This is a genomic window from Streptomyces sp. BI87 (assembly GCF_025957665.1).
Classification (GTDB): Bacteria; Actinomycetota; Actinomycetes; order Streptomycetales; family Streptomycetaceae; genus Streptomyces; species Streptomyces albidoflavus.
Genome location: NZ_CP110079.1, coordinates 6,616,781 through 6,633,087, shown reverse-complemented (window position 1 = coordinate 6,633,087; position 16,307 = coordinate 6,616,781). Strand labels below are relative to the sequence as shown.

Below are 16,307 nucleotides of genomic sequence, written 5' to 3'. Positions count from 1 at the left end.
GCCATGCTCGAAGTGACCGGCCTGACCGCGGGCTACCACGGCGGCACCGTCCTGCACGGGCTCGACCTGTCGGTCCCCGCCGGCACGGTGCACGCGGTCGTAGGGCACAACGGCGCGGGCAAGACCACCCTGGTCCACTCCGTGGCGGGTCTGATGCGTCCGGGCTCCGGCACCGTGCGGCTCGGCGGCCGGGACGTGACGGGGCTGCCCGCGCACCGGATCGCCCGTGCGGGGATCGGTCTGGTGCCGCAGGGCCGCAGGGTGTTCGCGGGGCTCACGGTCGCCGAGCACCTGCGGCTCTCCCACCGCCCGCCGCCCTCCGGTGGCGCCTCGCGCCCCAGCGTGTGGACGCCCGCGCGTGTCCTGGAGCTGCTGCCCCGGCTCGGCGAGCGGCGCGGCCACCGCGGCGCCAGCCTGTCCGGCGGTGAGCAGCAGATGCTGGCGCTGGCGCGAGCCCTGCTCGCCTCGCCGAGCGTGCTGCTCCTGGACGAGCCGACCGAGGGCCTGGCCCCCGCCCTGGTCCAGCAGGTGTACGACCTGGTCACCACCTTGGCCGGGGAGGGAATCGCCGTGCTTCTGGTCTCCCCCAGTCCGGCGCAGGCGGTCCGCTGCGCCGACCGTCTCACGGTGCTCACCTCGGGGCGGGCGGTCCTGCGCTCGGACGGCGACCAGGCACGTGCCGACCCCACGGCACTGAACGCCGCCCTCGAACTGGCCCCGGCAAAGGCCTGAGACGACGGACGGGGCCCGGGTGCCCGCGCACGCGGGAAGGGGCGGCGGCCGGACACTCCGGCCGCCGCCCCTCACGTACGACGCCCTCGGCTAGCTGGGCTTCAGGCTGTGTCCGCCGAAGCCGCTGCGCCGGTCGGAGCCGTTGTTCTGCTCCTGCCACCACGCGTCGAACTCGGTCTGGCCCATCGCGGACCAGTCGGGGGTCTCCTCGACCTGGGCACTGCCCATCCGGCGGGCGAGCCCCACCATGGCCGTGCCGACGGGACCCCGAGCCGCGTGGTACCCCTCCAGGATCTCCTTCCAGCTGTCCCCGGCCACCCAGGCGGCCTCCAGCGCGGTGGCGTCCTGGAGTGCCTTCACGCTGCCGGCGCCGAGGTGCGGCCGGGCCACGCTCGCGGCGTCCCCGATGAGCACCATCCGGTCGGTGGCGTAGTGCGGCACGTCCAGGTCGTAGATGGGCTGGATGAAGGTGGTCTCGGCCGGGGTGGAGAGGAGCTTGGCGGCCCAGAAGGGCGGGAAGTGCGCCGCCACCAGGGCGCGCAGGTGCTCCGTCAGTTCCGCGTTGAGCCGGCCCGGCGGCAGGGACGTGGGGGTCCGCAGGTCGGGGTGGAGGCCGTCGATCCGCGGGGGCGCCGTGTAGAGCACCCAGTTGAGGCGGTGGCCGCCGGAGCCGTCCGGGATGCGGTAGGCCATGCAGTGGCCGCCGGGGAAGGTGATGTTGTGCGCGTCGAGCCCGTCCGAGGGAAGACCTGAGACGTCCGGGGAGGTTCCGCGCCAGCCGATGTAGCCGGCGTACGCGGCACCGGTGCCCGGATACATGGCCTCACGGACCACGGAGCGGTAGCCGTCGGCGCCTATGACCAGGTCGAAGCGTTCCGGCGCGCCGTCGGCGAGGCGTACCGTGACCCCGTCGGTGTCCTGTTCCACCGCTTCCACCTTGGCGCCTGCCCGGTAGGTGGCGGTCTCGGGCACCCGGCGGCGCAACTCGCTCCACAGCGAACCCCAGTTGTAGGCCCGGAAGGGGAACGGCTGGGTGCCGATGGTTCTGCCGTGCTCCGCGTCGCCGTCGCGGACGCTCCACACCCTGCGGTTCAGCGGCGCCCACGGCATCTCGTCCGCCATGTAACCGGCGTCGCGCAGTTCGGCGTACCGGGCGTCGTGGACACCGATGCCCACTCCCCTGTCGCGGAGTCGCGCGTCGGCGCGTTCGAAGACGGTGATCCTCTCCGCCCCGCCGCGCGACGCCGCCAAAGCGGCGGCACACCCCGCGATACTGCCGCCGACGACGGCCACACTGCCTCCACGCATACTGACTCTCCACTTCTTCGCGCGACGGTGCCCTTTCCGGACTTTCCCGCAGGGGCGCGTCGGACCGGCGATCCGCCGTCCATGACTTGTCCGCCCTTTCCCGCGGTGAGGACACCCGCGAAACCCTATCGAGGTGGGTGCCGGGCACGGCGAGGGCATTCACCGGCCCGTCAGGCCGCCCTGGACGCAGGCGTATACGCGGGGCCTGGTGCATTCACCGTTCCCGGCGCGGATGGGCCTGCCTCTCCTGACCGCGCACACGGCCCGCGACGCCGCGATGCACACGAGATCATTCCTTCCTGCTTCCGCTTTCGCCACATGCCTTGCAGGGAAATGTCCGGGTGCTGCCGAAAGGAGAGCGGGCGGGCGAATGGCGAATGGCGAATGCCAGGGCGGCATGGAAGGAACAGGCGATCGACTGTCCGCCCAGGGACGCATGCCGGAGCGGCGGATCGGAGCGCCCCGGCGCCGGCGCCCCGTCAGAGCGGGGAGCCGGGAAGTGCCTGGTAGATCTCCGCGAGCCGGGTCACCGACGGATGGGCTGCCGGGAACGCACGGTCGTCGATGCCGGTGACGGGACGGACCCCGACGGCGGCGTTGGTCGCGAACACCGCCTCGACGGAGTCGAGGTCCGCGAGGCCGACCAGCTCGGTGGGACCGTCGGTGGCACGCCGCAGGAGTTGCCGGGTCGTGCCGGCCAGCACCTCTCCGCCGGGCCAGACCACCTCTCCGTCGCGCACCAGTCCGATGTTCCAGGTGCCGCCTTCCAGGAGGTCGCCGTCGGCTCCCGTGAACAGCACGTCGTCGTAGCCGGCCCGCTGGGCCTGCCTGCGCAGCCGCAGGGTGGGAAAGAGGCCGACCGACTTCACCTCGGGAAGGTCGCGGCGGTGGACCACCGAACGTACCCGCAGCGGACCGGGGGGCTTGTCGGGGGCGGGCCGGGAGGTCACCAGGATGCCCGGCCGGGCGTCCGCGGCGATGTTCCCCAGGTTCAGCGCCGGGTCGAAGACGGTGACACGGACGGTCGCCCGGCCGTGTTCCGGTGCCGCCCGGCGGGCGAGCTTCCGCACCCGGTCCGGGTCGAGCGCCGCGTCGAAGAGGGTCCGGCAGTCGCGGATGAGGCGTTCCAGGTGGAGCTCGAGCCCGCGCACCCGGCCGTTCTCGACGAGCAGCGTGGTGAAGTGGCCGTAGTTGGTGAGGGCGAGCGAGGCCAGCGCCCCGGGCCCGGCGGGTTCCCCGTCCAGTTCGATCATGACGTCACCCTGTCACTGTGCCCGCCGTACCGTGCGCGGAGCGCGCGACGGGGACGAGCGGGGGTGCGGACCGGCGGCCGGGCGGCCGCCGGCGGAGCACACGGCGTACGGATCACTTGATGAAGTCCTCGACGACCTTCGGCGGCCAGGTGCCGACCTTGAGGACGCCCATGGAGTAGGCGCGGGAGACGAGGGCGGCGCGGTTGGGCACCTTGAGCTTCCGCAGCAGCCCGGTGACGTGGTACTCCACGCCCTGGCGGCTGAGGTAGAGGCGCGAGGCGAGCGGAATGGTCGAGACCCCGGCGGCTATGCCCTCCAGGATGCGTGCGTCGATCTCGCTGAGGAGCTTCTTGCGGGGCGCCATGACGTCCGCCTCCCCGGCCTCCTCCTCCGCGGCGTTCATCACCACGAGGATCGCGGCCACGTCGGGCGTACGACCACCGCGTACCGCGAGCGCGTTCAACGGCAGCGTGGACGCCGTGCGTTCCTGGTCGACCGCGATGACCTCGGTGGCGAAGCGGTGCCGCTTGCCGTCCAGCATCCGCGCGAACTGGTGCATGAGGGGCTGCTGGACGCTCGGGTGGACGAGGTCGCAGAAGCGGCTGCCGCAGAGTTCGGAGGACGAGCCGCCGAAGCGGCGCTCGAACTCCTGGTTGACCTGCTGGATCGTGAGAGACGGGTCGAGGCAGGCGACATAGGCGCCGGCCCGGTCGAACCCGTCCGCGAGAACGGCGGCCCGTCCGGGCGAGCCGGTCGGGTCGGCCGTCGGCGCGGGATCCATGAGCGTGCTGTGGGGGGTGGCGGGCATCAAGGAACTCGTGACCTTTCTTCGTTTCGCATTACGGGGGTGGGGTGGCGCGGCCGACGCTGATTAGAAGGCGACCGCGCCCAGGGCTCTTGAGAAAGGGCCAGCGACGAGAAAGAAGATGTTTTGGATCCTACGAAAGCGGCTATCGGCGGTCAACGCGGCCCAGGGCTGACCAGCCAATACTGTGGTAGCCCCTTCGGTAGGTACGGTCCCGTACCGAAGAGGTTCGGTCGGGACGGTTCGGTGTACGTACCTCACCGCCTTGCACCGCTCCGGCCTGCGAGGAAGGCCCGAATTCGAGCGACCGTCCCCCACCTGGGGACCGGATGGCCCTTGTCATCCCCTCGCCGTGGTCCCGCACCCCGCAGAAATGGTGACGAACGTTCATCCAGATTTCCCGGCCGAGGACACAGACGGCTTTCGGAAGGCCGCCGGGGTCCAGGCAGAACAATGGCCGGAAGCAAGGAAGCCCGGCCCCCTCCGCGCATACGCAGCGGAAGGAGTCGGGGTATTTCCCTTGGCGCGTATTACTCGCCGGTCCCCGCGTATTCCGCGCGCGAGAAGAGGACGATCAGTTCCCGGCGGCCGGAGATGCCCAGCCGCCGGTAGGCGTGGGTCAGGTGCTTCTCGACGGCGCGCGAGCTGACCCCGAGGGCGCCGGCGATCTCCTGGTTCGTCAGCCCCCGGCAGGCCAGCCCGACCACGCGGCGCTCGGTCGGGGTGAGCACGTTCTCCGGCGTGGCCGGCGGTCCGGAGCGATGACCGGCACCCCGGGCCGCCCGTTCGGCCAGGCCGGGGGCGCCGCACGAGGTGGCCAGGGTGGCGGCTTCCCGGGCGAGCGCCTCGGTCTCGGCGCCACCGCCCAGGCGTTCGGCGAGGGAGGACAGGGCGCGGGCCAGTTCGAGCTGGTTGGCGGAGCCACGCAGCACGGTGACGGCCTCGCGCAGCAGACCGATGCCCCGGCCGCCGTCCTCCAGGCGGCCGAGCAGCCGCAGCGCGCGGCCCACCCCGACGGGAGCGCCCCACTGCTCGGCCCGCGCGTACTCCTCCTCGGCGAGGCTTCGGGCGGTGCGGATGTCACCCAGGCGGCGGTGGACGCCGACGGCCCAGGGGCGCCAGGGGAAGAGCACCGGGTTGTGCCAGCCGGCGGCCTCGAGCTGGCGGCCGCAGGAGTGCAGCGAGTCGAGGGCTCCGGTCTGGTCGCCTGCGGCGATCTCCCGGGTGGCCTCCAGCAGGCGCAGGATTCCGGTGAGGGTGAGGCCCTGCGACCGGATGCGGCTCGCGCGCCGCAGCACCTTCTCGGCGAGCGAGGGGTCGCGGGACTCCAGCGCGACGATGGCGTGCGTCATCGTCGCCGCGGTGTCCAGGCCCTGGTGCGCGGGCTCCGTCATCCCGAGGGCCGTCTCGGACTGCTCGCGGGCCTGGGCGAGCCGGCCGCGCCCGAGGTGGACGAGGGCCTGCTCGATGTGGACCAGGGCGTTGGCGGGGGTGGCACCCCGCTCGTTGGCACGGTGCTCGACGGCGAGCCAGGAGTCGACGGCCTCCACCGAATCGGCGGCGATCATCGTGATGATCGCCAGCGGGAGGGTGGAGTGGATGCGGGCGGAAGTGGCGGGCTCGCGGTCCAGGACGCGCCCGGCGAGGCGCACCACCTCGGAGGAGGGCAGGTGGCAGCCGAGGGTCGCGGCACCGAGCAGCGCGATCGTCAGCTCCCTCTCGCCTCCGGTGCCCACCGGGGGCTCGGGGCCCAGTTCCTTCAACCGGTGCGCCGAGGCGGCGAGTTCGTGGGGGTCCTCGTGGCCGCAGTGGCGCAGCCTGGCTTCCAGGCGGAGCGCGAGATCGCGGTCGGTGCCGGTGAGCCCGTCGGCGGGCCCGAGATCCTCGGCGGCCTGGCGCAGCAGGTCGACGGCGGTGAGCGGGGCGGGGCCCAGCGCGGTCGGGGAGATGCGCAGGGCGGCGACGGCCCGGTCCCGGGGTTCGGGGAGCAGGGTCATGGCCTGGGCGATGTGGCGTTCGCAGGCGAGGGGGTCGAACCCTCTCTCCGCGGTGCCCAGTTCGACGAGGAGACGGCCTCGGCCGACGCCCGCGGCGGGGCTGTCCAGCAGGGCGCGGCACAGGTAGCCGGCGGCGGTGTCGGGGGCGCCGCGGCGCAGCGCGGTGTCGGCGGCGGCCCGCAGCACGTCGACGGCCCACGGCTGGCGCCTGGTGACGACGGCCATGAGCTGGGCGGCGACCTGTTCGGCCGGGGAGCCGGCGGCGTAGAGGAGGGCGGCGGCCTCGTCGTGCATCCGCTCCCGCTGGACCATGGTGAGGGTGGACTCGGCGGCGTCGCGGACGGACCGGTGGATGAAGCGCGGTTCGTCGGGGGCGGCGAGGGCACCGAGCGCGCCGAGGGCGCGCAGGGCCCCCGCGTAGCCGATCGAGTCGAGCCCGGCCAGTCTGGCCAGGGTGGGCGCGTCGCTCTGTTCGCCGAGGATCGCGATGGCGGCGGCGAGGTCGCGGACCGGGGCGGGCTGGGTGCGCAGGATGCTGGCGAGCCGTTCGCGCAACTGGGAAGGGCGCAGCCGGCGTGCCGTCTCGGCGTGTTCGGCGAGCGGGCGGCGGCCGAGGAAGCCGGTGCCGACGAGGATCGACATCAGGAAGAGCGGGTTGCCGACGGACGCCTCGTGGCAGGCCTGGACGAACTCGTCGTCGCCCGCCTCGCCGAAGTGCTCCCGGACCAGCTCCTGGGTGGCCGTCAGGCTGAGGGAGGCGGGGCGCAGGGTCTGGGTGGCCGCCTCACGGATCTCGCGGACGAGGGTGTGGTGGCTGCGGGGGTCCCCGTCGCGCAGGGCGCAGACGACGACGGCCCGCAGTCCGTGCAGCCGCTTGGCGAGGTAGGTGAGCCAGCGCAGCGAGGGCACGTCGGACCACTGCAGGTCGTCGACGAGGATGAGCAGGCGGCTGTCGGCGCTCACGTTGGCGAGCAGGGAGAGCAGTCCGTGCAGGACGGCCTCGGTGGCGGCGATGGCCTGGTCGGCCCCGGGCGGGGCGGCGTCGTCGGCCAGGACGTGGCGGGCGAAGGAGGCGTGGGCGTCCATCCAGCGGTCCCGGGCGTCCTCGGGCGAGTCGCCGAGCAGGGTCTCGAAGAGCTGCCGTACGACTCCGAAGGCGAAGTCCTGTTCCATGGGGGCCGCGTGGGCCCTCAGCACCCGGACGTCGTCCCGGTCGTCGGCCAGGCAGGACAGCCGCTGCAGAAGGGCGGAGCGGCCGATGCCGAGGGGGCCGGTGAGGAGGACGAGGGAGGACCTGCCTTCGGTCGCGGCGCCCAGGGCGGCGTCGACCAGGGCGATCTCGGTGGTGCGCTCCAGCAACATGCGATCAGCTGCCCTCCGCTTCTTGGACGAGTGCGCGCAGTTCCTCACGTCCGCGGATGCGGAGTTTGCGGTAGACGCCGCTGAGGCGCAGCTCCACGGCGCGCGTGGTCACGGCGAGTTCCGTGGCGATCTCCCGGTTGCCCAGGCCCTGGGCGGCGAGGGCCGCGGTCTCCCGTTCGACGGTGGTCAGGCCGTGCCAGACGGCGGCGTCGTGGCCCGGGGCCTTCGCGGTCCGCCGGCCGGTCAGCACCGCCGGGCGCGGGCCGGGGGGCCGGCCGAGGGGCCGGGCCGCGGAGGGGACGTGCGGACCAGGGGGTGGGACGACCGGCGGGAGCACCGTGGCGGCCGGGCCGAGGGCGACGGCGGTCCGGCGCTCGTTCTCCTCGCGCTCGGCGGCGGCCAGTTCGATGACGGCCCGGGTGTAGGCGGTGCGGGCGGGTGCCGCGCTGAGGGTGGCGACGGCGGCGCGGAGGTTCTCGACCCGGTTCTCCTCGGTGACGACGGCGAGGCTGAGCTGTGCGCGGCCGAGGGGCGCGGCGGCACCCCAGCGGCGGGCGAGGCGGACCTCCTCGTGGACCAGCCGGCCGGCCTCCTCGGTGTCGCCGAGGGTGTGGGCGGCCTCGGCGGCGAGGGAGCGCCAGGGCTGGACGGCGGGGTTGACGCAGCCGTGCCGCAGGAGCCAGCGACCGCAGGCGCGGAAGTGTTCCCTGGCCTGGTGGGGCTCGTCGGCCGTGCGGGCCAGCACCCCCCGGGCGAAGAGCAGTTGGGCGGTGGTGGCGCTCTCGTGGGCGAGCGGCGGCAGCGGCCGGGCGGCGGTCTCGCGGGCCCGTTCGGTGTGGCCGTTCTGGAGATCGGTGATCATGCTCAGGGCGAGCCAGTACGGGAGGAAGAGGGGGTGGAGGCGGTCCAGCGGGAGTTCCGCCTGGGCGGCGGCCAGGTCACGGGCGGCGGCGTCGGGGCGGCCGTGGCGGATGTGCAGTTCGGCGCGGACGGTGAGGATGTGGGCGACCGAGATCGCCGCGCGCTCCCGGTGGGACTCGTCGAGCAGGGCACCGAGGTGGTTCTCCGCCTCGTCTCCGTCGTCGGTGAGCAGGAGGGCGCGGCAGCCGAGCAGCCGGGGTACGACGAGGAGCGGGCGGCCGGTGGCGGCGGGGACGAAGGCGGAGCGGGCGAGTCTGCGTACTTCCTCGCGGTGGAGGCCGACCACGCCGTGTTCCCAGGCCCAGACCCCCGCGACGGCCGGGTTGTGCACCGCGTCGGGCAGGGCGGGGACAGGGAGGACGTCGAGGTCGGCGTCGTCGTGGCGGAGGAAGGAGGCGACGCGGCACAGGACGGTCAGTTCGTGCCGCTCGGCGACGGCCGGGTCCTCGTCCGGTCCGGCGGTGTCCGGTCGTCCTACGGCCTCGGGACCGGACGAGCGGGGGCCGTCGTGGGCGCGGGGCCTGCCGGGGAGGTCCGGCGCGGCGGATCTTCTCCCGTCCGGCCCGGCGGCGCCGGGCGGGGTGCCCGCGTAGGGACGGTGAGGGACGAGGTGGGTGCGGGGAGTCGACGGGGGCTCCGCCTCGGGCGGGACGGCCGGGGCGCCGGTCGGGCCACGTCGTGGTTCGGGGGCGGCCGGGGCCGAATCGATGGCTCCGGCGAGGGCGTGGCGGGCCGCACGGGTGTCTCCGCCGAGGAGGCACAGGTCGGTGGCGCGGGCCCGCAGTCCGGCGCCGGGGCCGGGCCGGGTGGCGCGGATGAGCCCGCCCAGGCGGCGTTCGGCGGCCGCGGGGGCGGTGACCATCTCCACGGAGGCCAGCTGGAACTCGATCCGGGCGCGGTCCTCGGCTGCCAGTGGTTCGTCCAGGGCGCGCGCCAGGTAGGCGACGGCCAGGTCGCGGCGGCCGCCGCGCAGCGCGGAGGTGAAGCCCCGCCGCAGGGTGTCGACGGCCCAGGGGTCGCCGACGGGGCGGGCCAGCAGCAGCAGGTCGGCTATGCCCTGGTCGTCGGCGGCGACGCGCTGGGCGAGCCCGGCGGCGCGTGCGTACAGCTCGGCCCGGTCCGCGACAGGCATCTCCTCCAGGACGCGGGCGCGTACGACGGCGTCCTGGACCCGGGGGTGGCCGTCGCGCAGGGTGGTCAGACCGCTGGCCGCCAGGGCGGCGCGCAGGCGGGACTCGGAGACGGAGTGCGGTCCGGCGAGCGTGCAGACGAGGGGGAAGTCGAGGAGGTCGCCGCAGACGGCGAGGGCGCGCAGGGCGTCGACGGCGGCCGGGTCGCGAAGGTCGCTGAGGGCGCGGGTGGCGTGGTCGCCGACGACCTCCGCGGTCAGGGCGCGCAGTGGGTCGATCCGGTCGGCCCGGGGGCTGTGCCCCGCGCGGGCGAAACGGTCCAGCACGTCGTGGACCACGGCCGGGATGCCCCGGGTCGCCTCGGCGAGGGCCTCGGTGAAGGCGGGGTCCCCCGGGGCGCCGAAGGCCCGCAGGACGGCGGTGGCGGTGCCGCTGGAGGTGAGGGGCGGCAACGCCAGCTCGATGGTGGTGGCCAGTCCGGTCAGGGGGGTGCCGACGCTCCACTCGGGCCGGGTGAGGGCGGTGCCGGTGGTGCTGGTGAGCAGGGCGACCGGGGCGCGGGGCAGCCGCCGGGCGAGGGCTTCCAGCCAGCGCAGGGAGGCCGGGTCGAGCCACTGGGTGTCGCGTACCACGAGCAGGGTGGGCCGGTCGCGGACGGCGTTGAGCAGGCCGTTGAGGCCCGGCAGCCCGCCGGGCTGCTCGTCGGTGAGGAAGAGGCGCGGGGCGAGTGCGCGGTTCTCCTCCGCGAGGAGCTGGGCCACCACGCCGTACCGCACCTCGTGTTCGGCGGGGGTGGCGTGGGCGCCGAGGACGCGCAGTCCGGCGTCGGTGGCGTACGCGGCCGCCCAGCGCAGCAGATCGTTCTGGCCGAGCCCCGGTTCTCCGGTCACCGTCACCACCGCGGGGCGGCCGGATCCGAGCTCGCCGATCACGGCGGAGAGGGCGGCCAGTTCGCGGTCGCGCTCCAGGAGCGGGAGCTCGATGGGCGGCATGTGAAGATCATACATTTGCGCAGTGCAGCAGGTGAGCGTATGTAACCCACTGTTCTTCCTATGGATTTCTCCGCTTCGCATGTCCCGGCCGCCTCTCCGCAGCCGGCCGAGCGGTGGCGCCGGCCCCGCGCAGGGCCTCGGTCAGATCGGCCCGGCGCGCGACTCCCAGTTTCCGGTAGACGCTGGTGAGGTGGAGTTCCACGGTCCGCACGGTGACGAAGAGGGACTCCGCCACTTCGCGGTTGCCGGCGCCCGAGGCGACCAGCCCGGCCACGGTGCGTTCGGTGCCGGTGAGCATGTCCAGCGGTGAGGCGGTGACCTCGCGCATCCGCCCGCCGGCCGCGATCAGCTCGTCGCGGGCGCGCCGGGCGAGGGCGACGCACCCGCACCGCCGGGCCAGCCCGACGGCCTCCCGCAGATGCTCCCGGCCCTCCCGCACGGCTCCGTCCTCCACCAGGGCGCGTCCCAGCAGCAACAGGCCGCGGGCGTGCCCGCTCCGCGCGGGCGAGTCCGCCAGCAGGGCGACCGCCTCACGCAGCGCCCCGGTACGCGCCGCGCCGCGCGCCGCCGCGCCCCGGGCGAGCGCGGCGTACCCCAGGGCCCGGCGGGTGCCCCAGCGTTCGGCGAGCCGGGTGCCGTGTGCGGCGGCCCGCCCCGCCTCCTCGCCGCGTCCGGCCTCGCCCAGCAGACAGGCCGTCTCCAGCCACCACGGCGCGAGGACCGGGTTGGTGAGTCCGGCCTCCGCCATCGACGCGCCGCAGGCCCCGAAGACCTCCAGGGCTCCGTCCACGTCGCCGTCGGCGGCCAGCGCCCGGCCCCGCACCATCAGGTACCAGTGGTACTCCCAGACGAAGCGGTCCAGGTGGGGGCGTTTGATGGCGCCCAGCGCCTCCAGCGCGCGCCCCGGATCACCCCGCTCGGTGAGGACAGAGGCGTACGCCGTGTGCGGCATCGTGGCGGTGTCGCCCCAGCGTTCCTGGCCGAGGATCTCCAGCGCGGTCTGCGCGTCGGCCATCGCGTCCGGCACCGCCCCGTTCTCCAGGCGGAACAGCGACCGGGTGGACAGCGCGAGCACGTACGTCCAGACCGCGGCGGTGTCGCCGCTGCCGCGCAGCACGGTCTCCAGAACCTCCTCGGCGGCCTCGTTCTCGTCGGCCAGCGACAGGGCGAGCGAGGTGGGCAGCAGTGACCACACGCCCAGCGGCACCCCGGGGGCGCGCAGCGCGCGACGGGCCCGGCGTACGGTCTCCTCCGCTCCCCCGCCCTCGGCGGCGGAGAGCACGCTCAGCATGGCGAGTTGCTGACGCTGGGCGGGGGTGTCTCCCGGCTGCGGGGTGAGGCAGGAGGTCCGGCGCAGGACGTCGGGCAGGGTGGCCTTCTCGTCGGAGCCCACGATCAGCAGGGCCGACTCCGTGAGGGTGCGCAGTTCGCGGTCGGCGGGTTCGGGTTCGGGGCCCAGCTCGGCGTCGAGGGCGTCCAGCGCCTCGGTGAGGACCCGGGCGCCGTCCGGCGACTGCTGCACGGCGAGGCAGGTCAGGCCCAGCTGAACCGCCGTGGCGGCGCGGGCGCGGACGTCCGCGGTCAGGGAGTGGGCCTCGTGCAGCAGGGTCACCGAGCGGGCCGGGTCGGTCTCGGCCAGCGCCTTGCCGAGCCGGGAGAGGACGTCGGGGTCCTTCGGCTCGGCCTCGCGTACGCGCTCCAGGTAGCGGGCGGCGGCCTCACAGGCGCCGCGCTGTTCGGCCTGGGCCGCGGCGTCGCGGAGCACGGAGACCGCCCAGTCGTCGGCGGTGCCCGGAACCAGCAGCAGCTGCGTGGCGATCTCCTCGGGGGACCGTCCGACGTCGCTGAGGAGCCGGGCCGCGCGTCCGCGCAGGACGGCGACGCCCGGCGCGCCGACGGCGTCGAGGACCGCGGCGCGCACCAGGTCGTGGGAGAGCTCCAGGCGGCCGGGGTGGATCAGCCCGGCGTCGCGCAGGATCTCCACGGCCTCCTCCACGTGGACGACGGAGACCCTGCCGAGGGCGGCCAGGTACGTCGGGTGCTCGTCGCCGAGCACGGCCACGGCCCGCGCCACCTGGCGCACCCAGTCCGGTTGGTGTTCCAGCACGCCCCGGACGGAGGCGGCGACGACCTTCCCGCCGGCCTGGGCGAGGCGTGCCGTCCCGGCGTCGTCGGGGCCCAGTCCGGCGGAGCGCAGGTCGCGCAGGAGCCGGACGATCTCCAGCGGGCTGCCGCCGGTCACGGAGAGAAGGCGGCCGACGAACGACGGCAGGGGGTCCTGCTCCGGGAAGGAGTGAGCGGTCAGCTCCGCCACCTCGGCGGTGTCCAGCGGGCCGATCCCGAGTGAGGCCGGCAGGTGGTGGGCGACCAGGTCGGCGAGGGCGTCGGGAGCGGTGAGGCCGGTGCCGGTGCGGTGGGCGGCGACGACGAGGAGCGGCAGGCCGTCGGCGCGGCGCAGCAGGAAGTCGAGCCAGCGCAGGGACCGCTCGTCGCACCAGTGGACGTCGTCGAGGACGAGCACCAGGGGGCCGTCCGCCATGAGGTTGGCCGCGAGCCAGTACAGGCCCTGGAGGACGGAGAAGGTGCTGCCGGGATCGGCGTCCAGCTCCCCGGGGTCGGCGGCCAGGGCGGGCAGCGCGCGCCGGGCGCCGCCGGCGAGGAGCGGGGAGGTACGGCCCTTGCGGCCGGTCAGGCCGAGTCCGCCGAACAGGGCGCGGACCCCGCTGTAGCCCGTGGCGACGTCGACGGCGCGGCAGGAGCCGTAGAGGGTGGTCATGCCGGCGAGGGGGCCGTCCTCGGCCAGGGCGGCGCGCAGCAGGGCGGTCTTGCCGATTCCGGCAGGGCCGTCCAGGAGCACCAGGCGGGGTCTGCCCGCGCGGGCGGCGTCCGCGTGCCGGGCGAGGGCATCGAGCTGGTGGGCCCGGCCGACGAGGGGCGGGGCCGGGGGCACGGCACGGGACCGGTGAGGCATGGGGCTTTCCCTCGCGTCGGACGGGGCCAGGGACGGCGGCCCGGCGGAACCGGGCCGGTCCCGGGGCGGCGCCCCGGGACCGGTCACCTGCCCCACCGGACCCACATCTACGCACACCCGGGTGGCCGGCGCAGCGGCCCGGCGCCGAATCTAAGGATTTCCCCGGTGCCGGACGTGAGATCAAGTGGTGGTGCGGTCGGGGCCGCCCCTGTCCGGCCCGGCCGGCGGGCGGCATCCGCCACCGCCCCGCGCCCGTCCGCGCGTGACCGGCGGGCCGCGGCGACTGTCGCCGTCACTTCGTGAAAGGGCTCCCATGGACTCCGCCGCCCGGCCGATCCTCTTCGTCAGCCTCCCCGAGAGCGGGCTGCTCAACCCGTTGCTGGTGCTGGCCGGGGAGCTTGCCCGGCGCGGTGTGCCGGACCTGTGGTTCGCCACCGACGAGCACCGGCGTGCGGAGGTGGAGGCGCTGTCGGACGTCTCCAAGGTGTCGTTCGCCTCGCTGGGCGAGGTGGTCCCCGAACTGTCGGCGGTGACCTGGGACGACGAGGTGTACCGCGAGGTCACCCAGTCCTCCCGCTTCAAGGCCCACCGCGCGGTCGTCCGGCAGTCCTACCGGCCCGCGCTCCAGGCGCGCAAGTACCGCGAGCTGGAGCAGGTCGTCGACGAGGTGCGGCCGGCGCTGATGGTCGTCGACTGCGTCGCGGGCTTCGGCGTCGACCTGGCCCTGGCCCGGGGCATCCCGTACGTGCTGAACGTGCCGTTCGTCGCCAGCAACGTCCTGACCTCGCACAACCCGTTCGGCGCCTCGTACACCCCCAAGACCTTCCCGGTGCCCAACTCGGGGCTGCCCGCGCGGATGTCGGTGCGGCAGAAGCTGGCCAACACGCTGTTCAAGTGGCGGACGCTCGGCATGTTCCTGCACCCGGACATGGCGGCGCTGCTGCGGGAGGACGCCGCGATACGCAAGGAGCTGGGCATCGCCCCGCCGAACGCCATGACCCGGGTCGACGAGGCCGCCGCCGTGGTGTGCTCCTCCGTCGCGGAACTGGACTATCCCTTCGACATCCCGGACCGGGTGAGCCTGGTGGGCGCCGTGCTGCCGCCGCTGCCCGAGGCACCGGACGACGACGAGGTCACCAGGTGGCTCGACGCGCAGTCGTCGGTGGTCTACATGGGCTTCGGCACCATCACCCGCCTCACCCGCGAGGAGGTCGCGGCGCTGGTGGAGGTGGCCCGGCGGATGTCCGGCACCCACCAGTTCCTGTGGAAGCTGCCCAAGGAGCAGCAGCACCTGCTGCCCGAAGCCGGGTCGCTGCCGGACAACCTGCGGGTGGAGAGCTGGGTGCCCTCGCAGCTCGACGTGCTGGCCCACCCGAACGTCTCCGTCTTCTTCTCGCACGGCGGCGGCAACGCCTACCACGAGGGCGTCTACTTCGGTAAGCCGCAGGTCGTGCGGCCCCTGTGGGTGGACTGCTTCGACCAGGCGGTCCGCGGCCGCGACTTCGGCATCAGCCTGACCCTGGACAAGCCGCACACCGTCGACCCCGACGACGTGGTGGACAAGCTGACCCGGGTCACCTCCGACCCCTCCTTCCGTACCGAGGCCGAACGCCTGGGCGCGCTGCAGCGGGCGGCCGGAGGCCGTGAGGCCGCCGCCGATCTCGTGACCGGCCTGCTCCCGGCGGCATGACAGCGGCCGCGCCCGAGGCCGCCTGACCCATCGACCGACAGCAGCGAGGACCCCATGGCCTTCACCCATCCCGTCTCCCGGCCCGCTCTGGACGGCCGCGAACTGGAGTACGTATCCGACGCCGTCTCCGGCGGCTGGATCTCCTCCCAGGGACCGTACGTCCGGCGTTTCGAGGACGCCTTCGCCGAGTGGAACGGCGTGGCGCACGGTGTGGCCTGTTCCTCCGGCACCGCCGCCCTCACCCTGGCGCTGCGCGCGCTGAACATCGGTCCGGGTGACGAGGTGATCGTGCCGGAGTTCACGATGGTCGCCTCCGCGTGGGCGGTGACCTACACCGGCGCCACCCCGGTCTTCGTGGACTGCGGTGACGACCTGAACATCGACGTCACCCGCATCGAGGAGAAGATCACTCCGCGCACCCGGGCGGTCATGCCGGTGCACGTCTACGGCCGGCGCTGCGACATGGACGCCGTGATGGACCTCGCCCTGCAGTACAACCTGCGGGTGGTGGAGGACTCGGCGGAGGCGCACGGGGTCCGCCCGGTCGGCGACATCGCCTGCTTCTCGCTCTTCGCCAACAAGATCATCACGGCCGGCGAGGGGGGCGTCTGCCTCACCGACGACCCCCGGCTCGCCGAACAGCTGGCCCATCTGCGGGCGATGGCCTTCACCCGCGACCACAGCTTCCTGCACAAGAAACTGGCCTACAACTACCGGATGACGGCCATGCAGGGCGCCGTCGCCCTGGCCCAGACCGAGCGGCTCGACGAGATCCTCGCCACCCGCCGGGAGATCGAGGCCCGCTACGACGCGGGGCTCAAGGACATCCCCGGCATCACCCTGATGCCTGCCCGCGACGTCCTGTGGATGTACGACCTGCGTGCCGAGCGCCGCGAGGAACTCCGCGCCCACCTGGACGAACGCTCCATCGAGACCCGGCTGTTCTTCAAGCCGATGAGCCGCCAGCCCGGCTACCTCGACCCGGTGTGGCCGACGCTCAACGCCCACCGGTTCAGCGAGGACGGGCTGTACCTGCCCACCCACACCGGGCTGACCGCCGCCGACCAGGAGTACATCACCGGCGCCGTCCGGGACTTCTACCGCGCGGGCTGACCGACGGCCCGCGCAGACCGCCCGCCGCCGGCC

9 protein-coding genes are annotated in these 16,307 nt (G+C 74.3%); 3 read left to right on the top strand and 6 right to left on the bottom strand.

Annotated elements, in window-relative coordinates; translation table 11 throughout:
• Window positions 1–3: 3 nt before the first annotated feature.
• On the top strand, window positions 4–732 hold the full coding sequence (locus OIM89_RS29310) for an ABC transporter ATP-binding protein (protein WP_030696817.1): 729 nt from the start codon (window positions 4–6) through the stop codon (window positions 730–732).
• A gap of 90 nt (window positions 733–822) precedes the next feature.
• Here the strand turns inward: OIM89_RS29310 and OIM89_RS29305 are convergent, their stop codons facing one another.
• The 6 genes from OIM89_RS29305 to OIM89_RS29280 form a co-directional block, all read right to left on the bottom strand.
• Window positions 823–2,040: an FAD-dependent monooxygenase gene (locus OIM89_RS29305; protein WP_151170302.1), complete on the bottom strand. Its 1,218-nt coding sequence runs from the start codon at window positions 2,038–2,040 to the stop codon at window positions 823–825.
• Between the two features lie 479 nt (window positions 2,041–2,519).
• Window positions 2,520–3,293 (bottom strand): aminotransferase class IV family protein, encoded by a 774-nt coding sequence (locus OIM89_RS29300; RefSeq protein WP_030696815.1) that lies wholly within the window; start codon window positions 3,291–3,293, stop codon window positions 2,520–2,522.
• A gap of 112 nt (window positions 3,294–3,405) precedes the next feature.
• The gene (locus OIM89_RS29295; protein WP_030696814.1) at window positions 3,406–4,101 is read right to left on the bottom strand and encodes a PAS and helix-turn-helix domain-containing protein; all 696 of its coding nucleotides are present in this window, start codon (window positions 4,099–4,101) and stop codon (window positions 3,406–3,408) included.
• Window positions 4,102–4,628: 527 nt separating this feature from the next.
• A complete protein-coding gene (locus tag OIM89_RS29290; RefSeq protein ID WP_030696813.1) occupies window positions 4,629–7,457 on the bottom strand; it encodes an ATP-binding protein in 2,829 nt (942 codons plus the stop codon).
• Window positions 7,458–7,461: 4 nt separating this feature from the next.
• Window positions 7,462–10,500 carry a helix-turn-helix transcriptional regulator gene (locus OIM89_RS29285; RefSeq protein WP_264491746.1) on the bottom strand — a complete coding sequence of 1,013 codons (3,039 nt, stop codon included), beginning with the start codon at window positions 10,498–10,500 and terminating at the stop codon, window positions 7,462–7,464.
• A gap of 58 nt (window positions 10,501–10,558) precedes the next feature.
• Window positions 10,559–13,471 (bottom strand): helix-turn-helix transcriptional regulator, encoded by a 2,913-nt coding sequence (locus OIM89_RS29280; RefSeq protein WP_217467649.1) that lies wholly within the window; start codon window positions 13,469–13,471, stop codon window positions 10,559–10,561.
• Window positions 13,472–13,784: 313 nt separating this feature from the next.
• On the opposite strand from OIM89_RS29280, the gene OIM89_RS29275 reads away from it, so the two are divergent.
• Window positions 13,785–15,161, top strand: a complete 1,377-nt coding sequence (locus OIM89_RS29275; protein WP_047470956.1) for a glycosyltransferase — start codon at window positions 13,785–13,787, stop codon at window positions 15,159–15,161.
• A 54-nt stretch (window positions 15,162–15,215) separates the two neighbouring features.
• Window positions 15,216–16,274: a DegT/DnrJ/EryC1/StrS family aminotransferase gene (locus tag OIM89_RS29270; RefSeq protein WP_030696809.1), complete on the top strand. Its 1,059-nt coding sequence runs from the start codon at window positions 15,216–15,218 to the stop codon at window positions 16,272–16,274.
• Window positions 16,275–16,307: the final 33 nt, after the last annotated feature.

Coding starts and splice junctions, on each gene's coding strand:
- OIM89_RS29310 (WP_030696817.1), top strand. CDS start 4: ATGCTCGAAGTGACCGGCCTGACCGCGGGCTACCACGGCGGCACCGTC.
- OIM89_RS29305 (WP_151170302.1), bottom strand. CDS start 2,040: ATGCGTGGAGGCAGTGTGGCCGTCGTCGGCGGCAGTATCGCGGGGTGT.
- OIM89_RS29300 (WP_030696815.1), bottom strand. CDS start 3,293: ATGATCGAACTGGACGGGGAACCCGCCGGGCCCGGGGCGCTGGCCTCG.
- OIM89_RS29295 (WP_030696814.1), bottom strand. CDS start 4,101: ATGCCCGCCACCCCCCACAGCACGCTCATGGATCCCGCGCCGACGGCC.
- OIM89_RS29290 (WP_030696813.1), bottom strand. CDS start 7,457: ATGTTGCTGGAGCGCACCACCGAGATCGCCCTGGTCGACGCCGCCCTG.
- OIM89_RS29285 (WP_264491746.1), bottom strand. CDS start 10,500: ATGCCGCCCATCGAGCTCCCGCTCCTGGAGCGCGACCGCGAACTGGCC.
- OIM89_RS29280 (WP_217467649.1), bottom strand. CDS start 13,471: ATGCCTCACCGGTCCCGTGCCGTGCCCCCGGCCCCGCCCCTCGTCGGC.
- OIM89_RS29275 (WP_047470956.1), top strand. CDS start 13,785: ATGGACTCCGCCGCCCGGCCGATCCTCTTCGTCAGCCTCCCCGAGAGC.
- OIM89_RS29270 (WP_030696809.1), top strand. CDS start 15,216: ATGGCCTTCACCCATCCCGTCTCCCGGCCCGCTCTGGACGGCCGCGAA.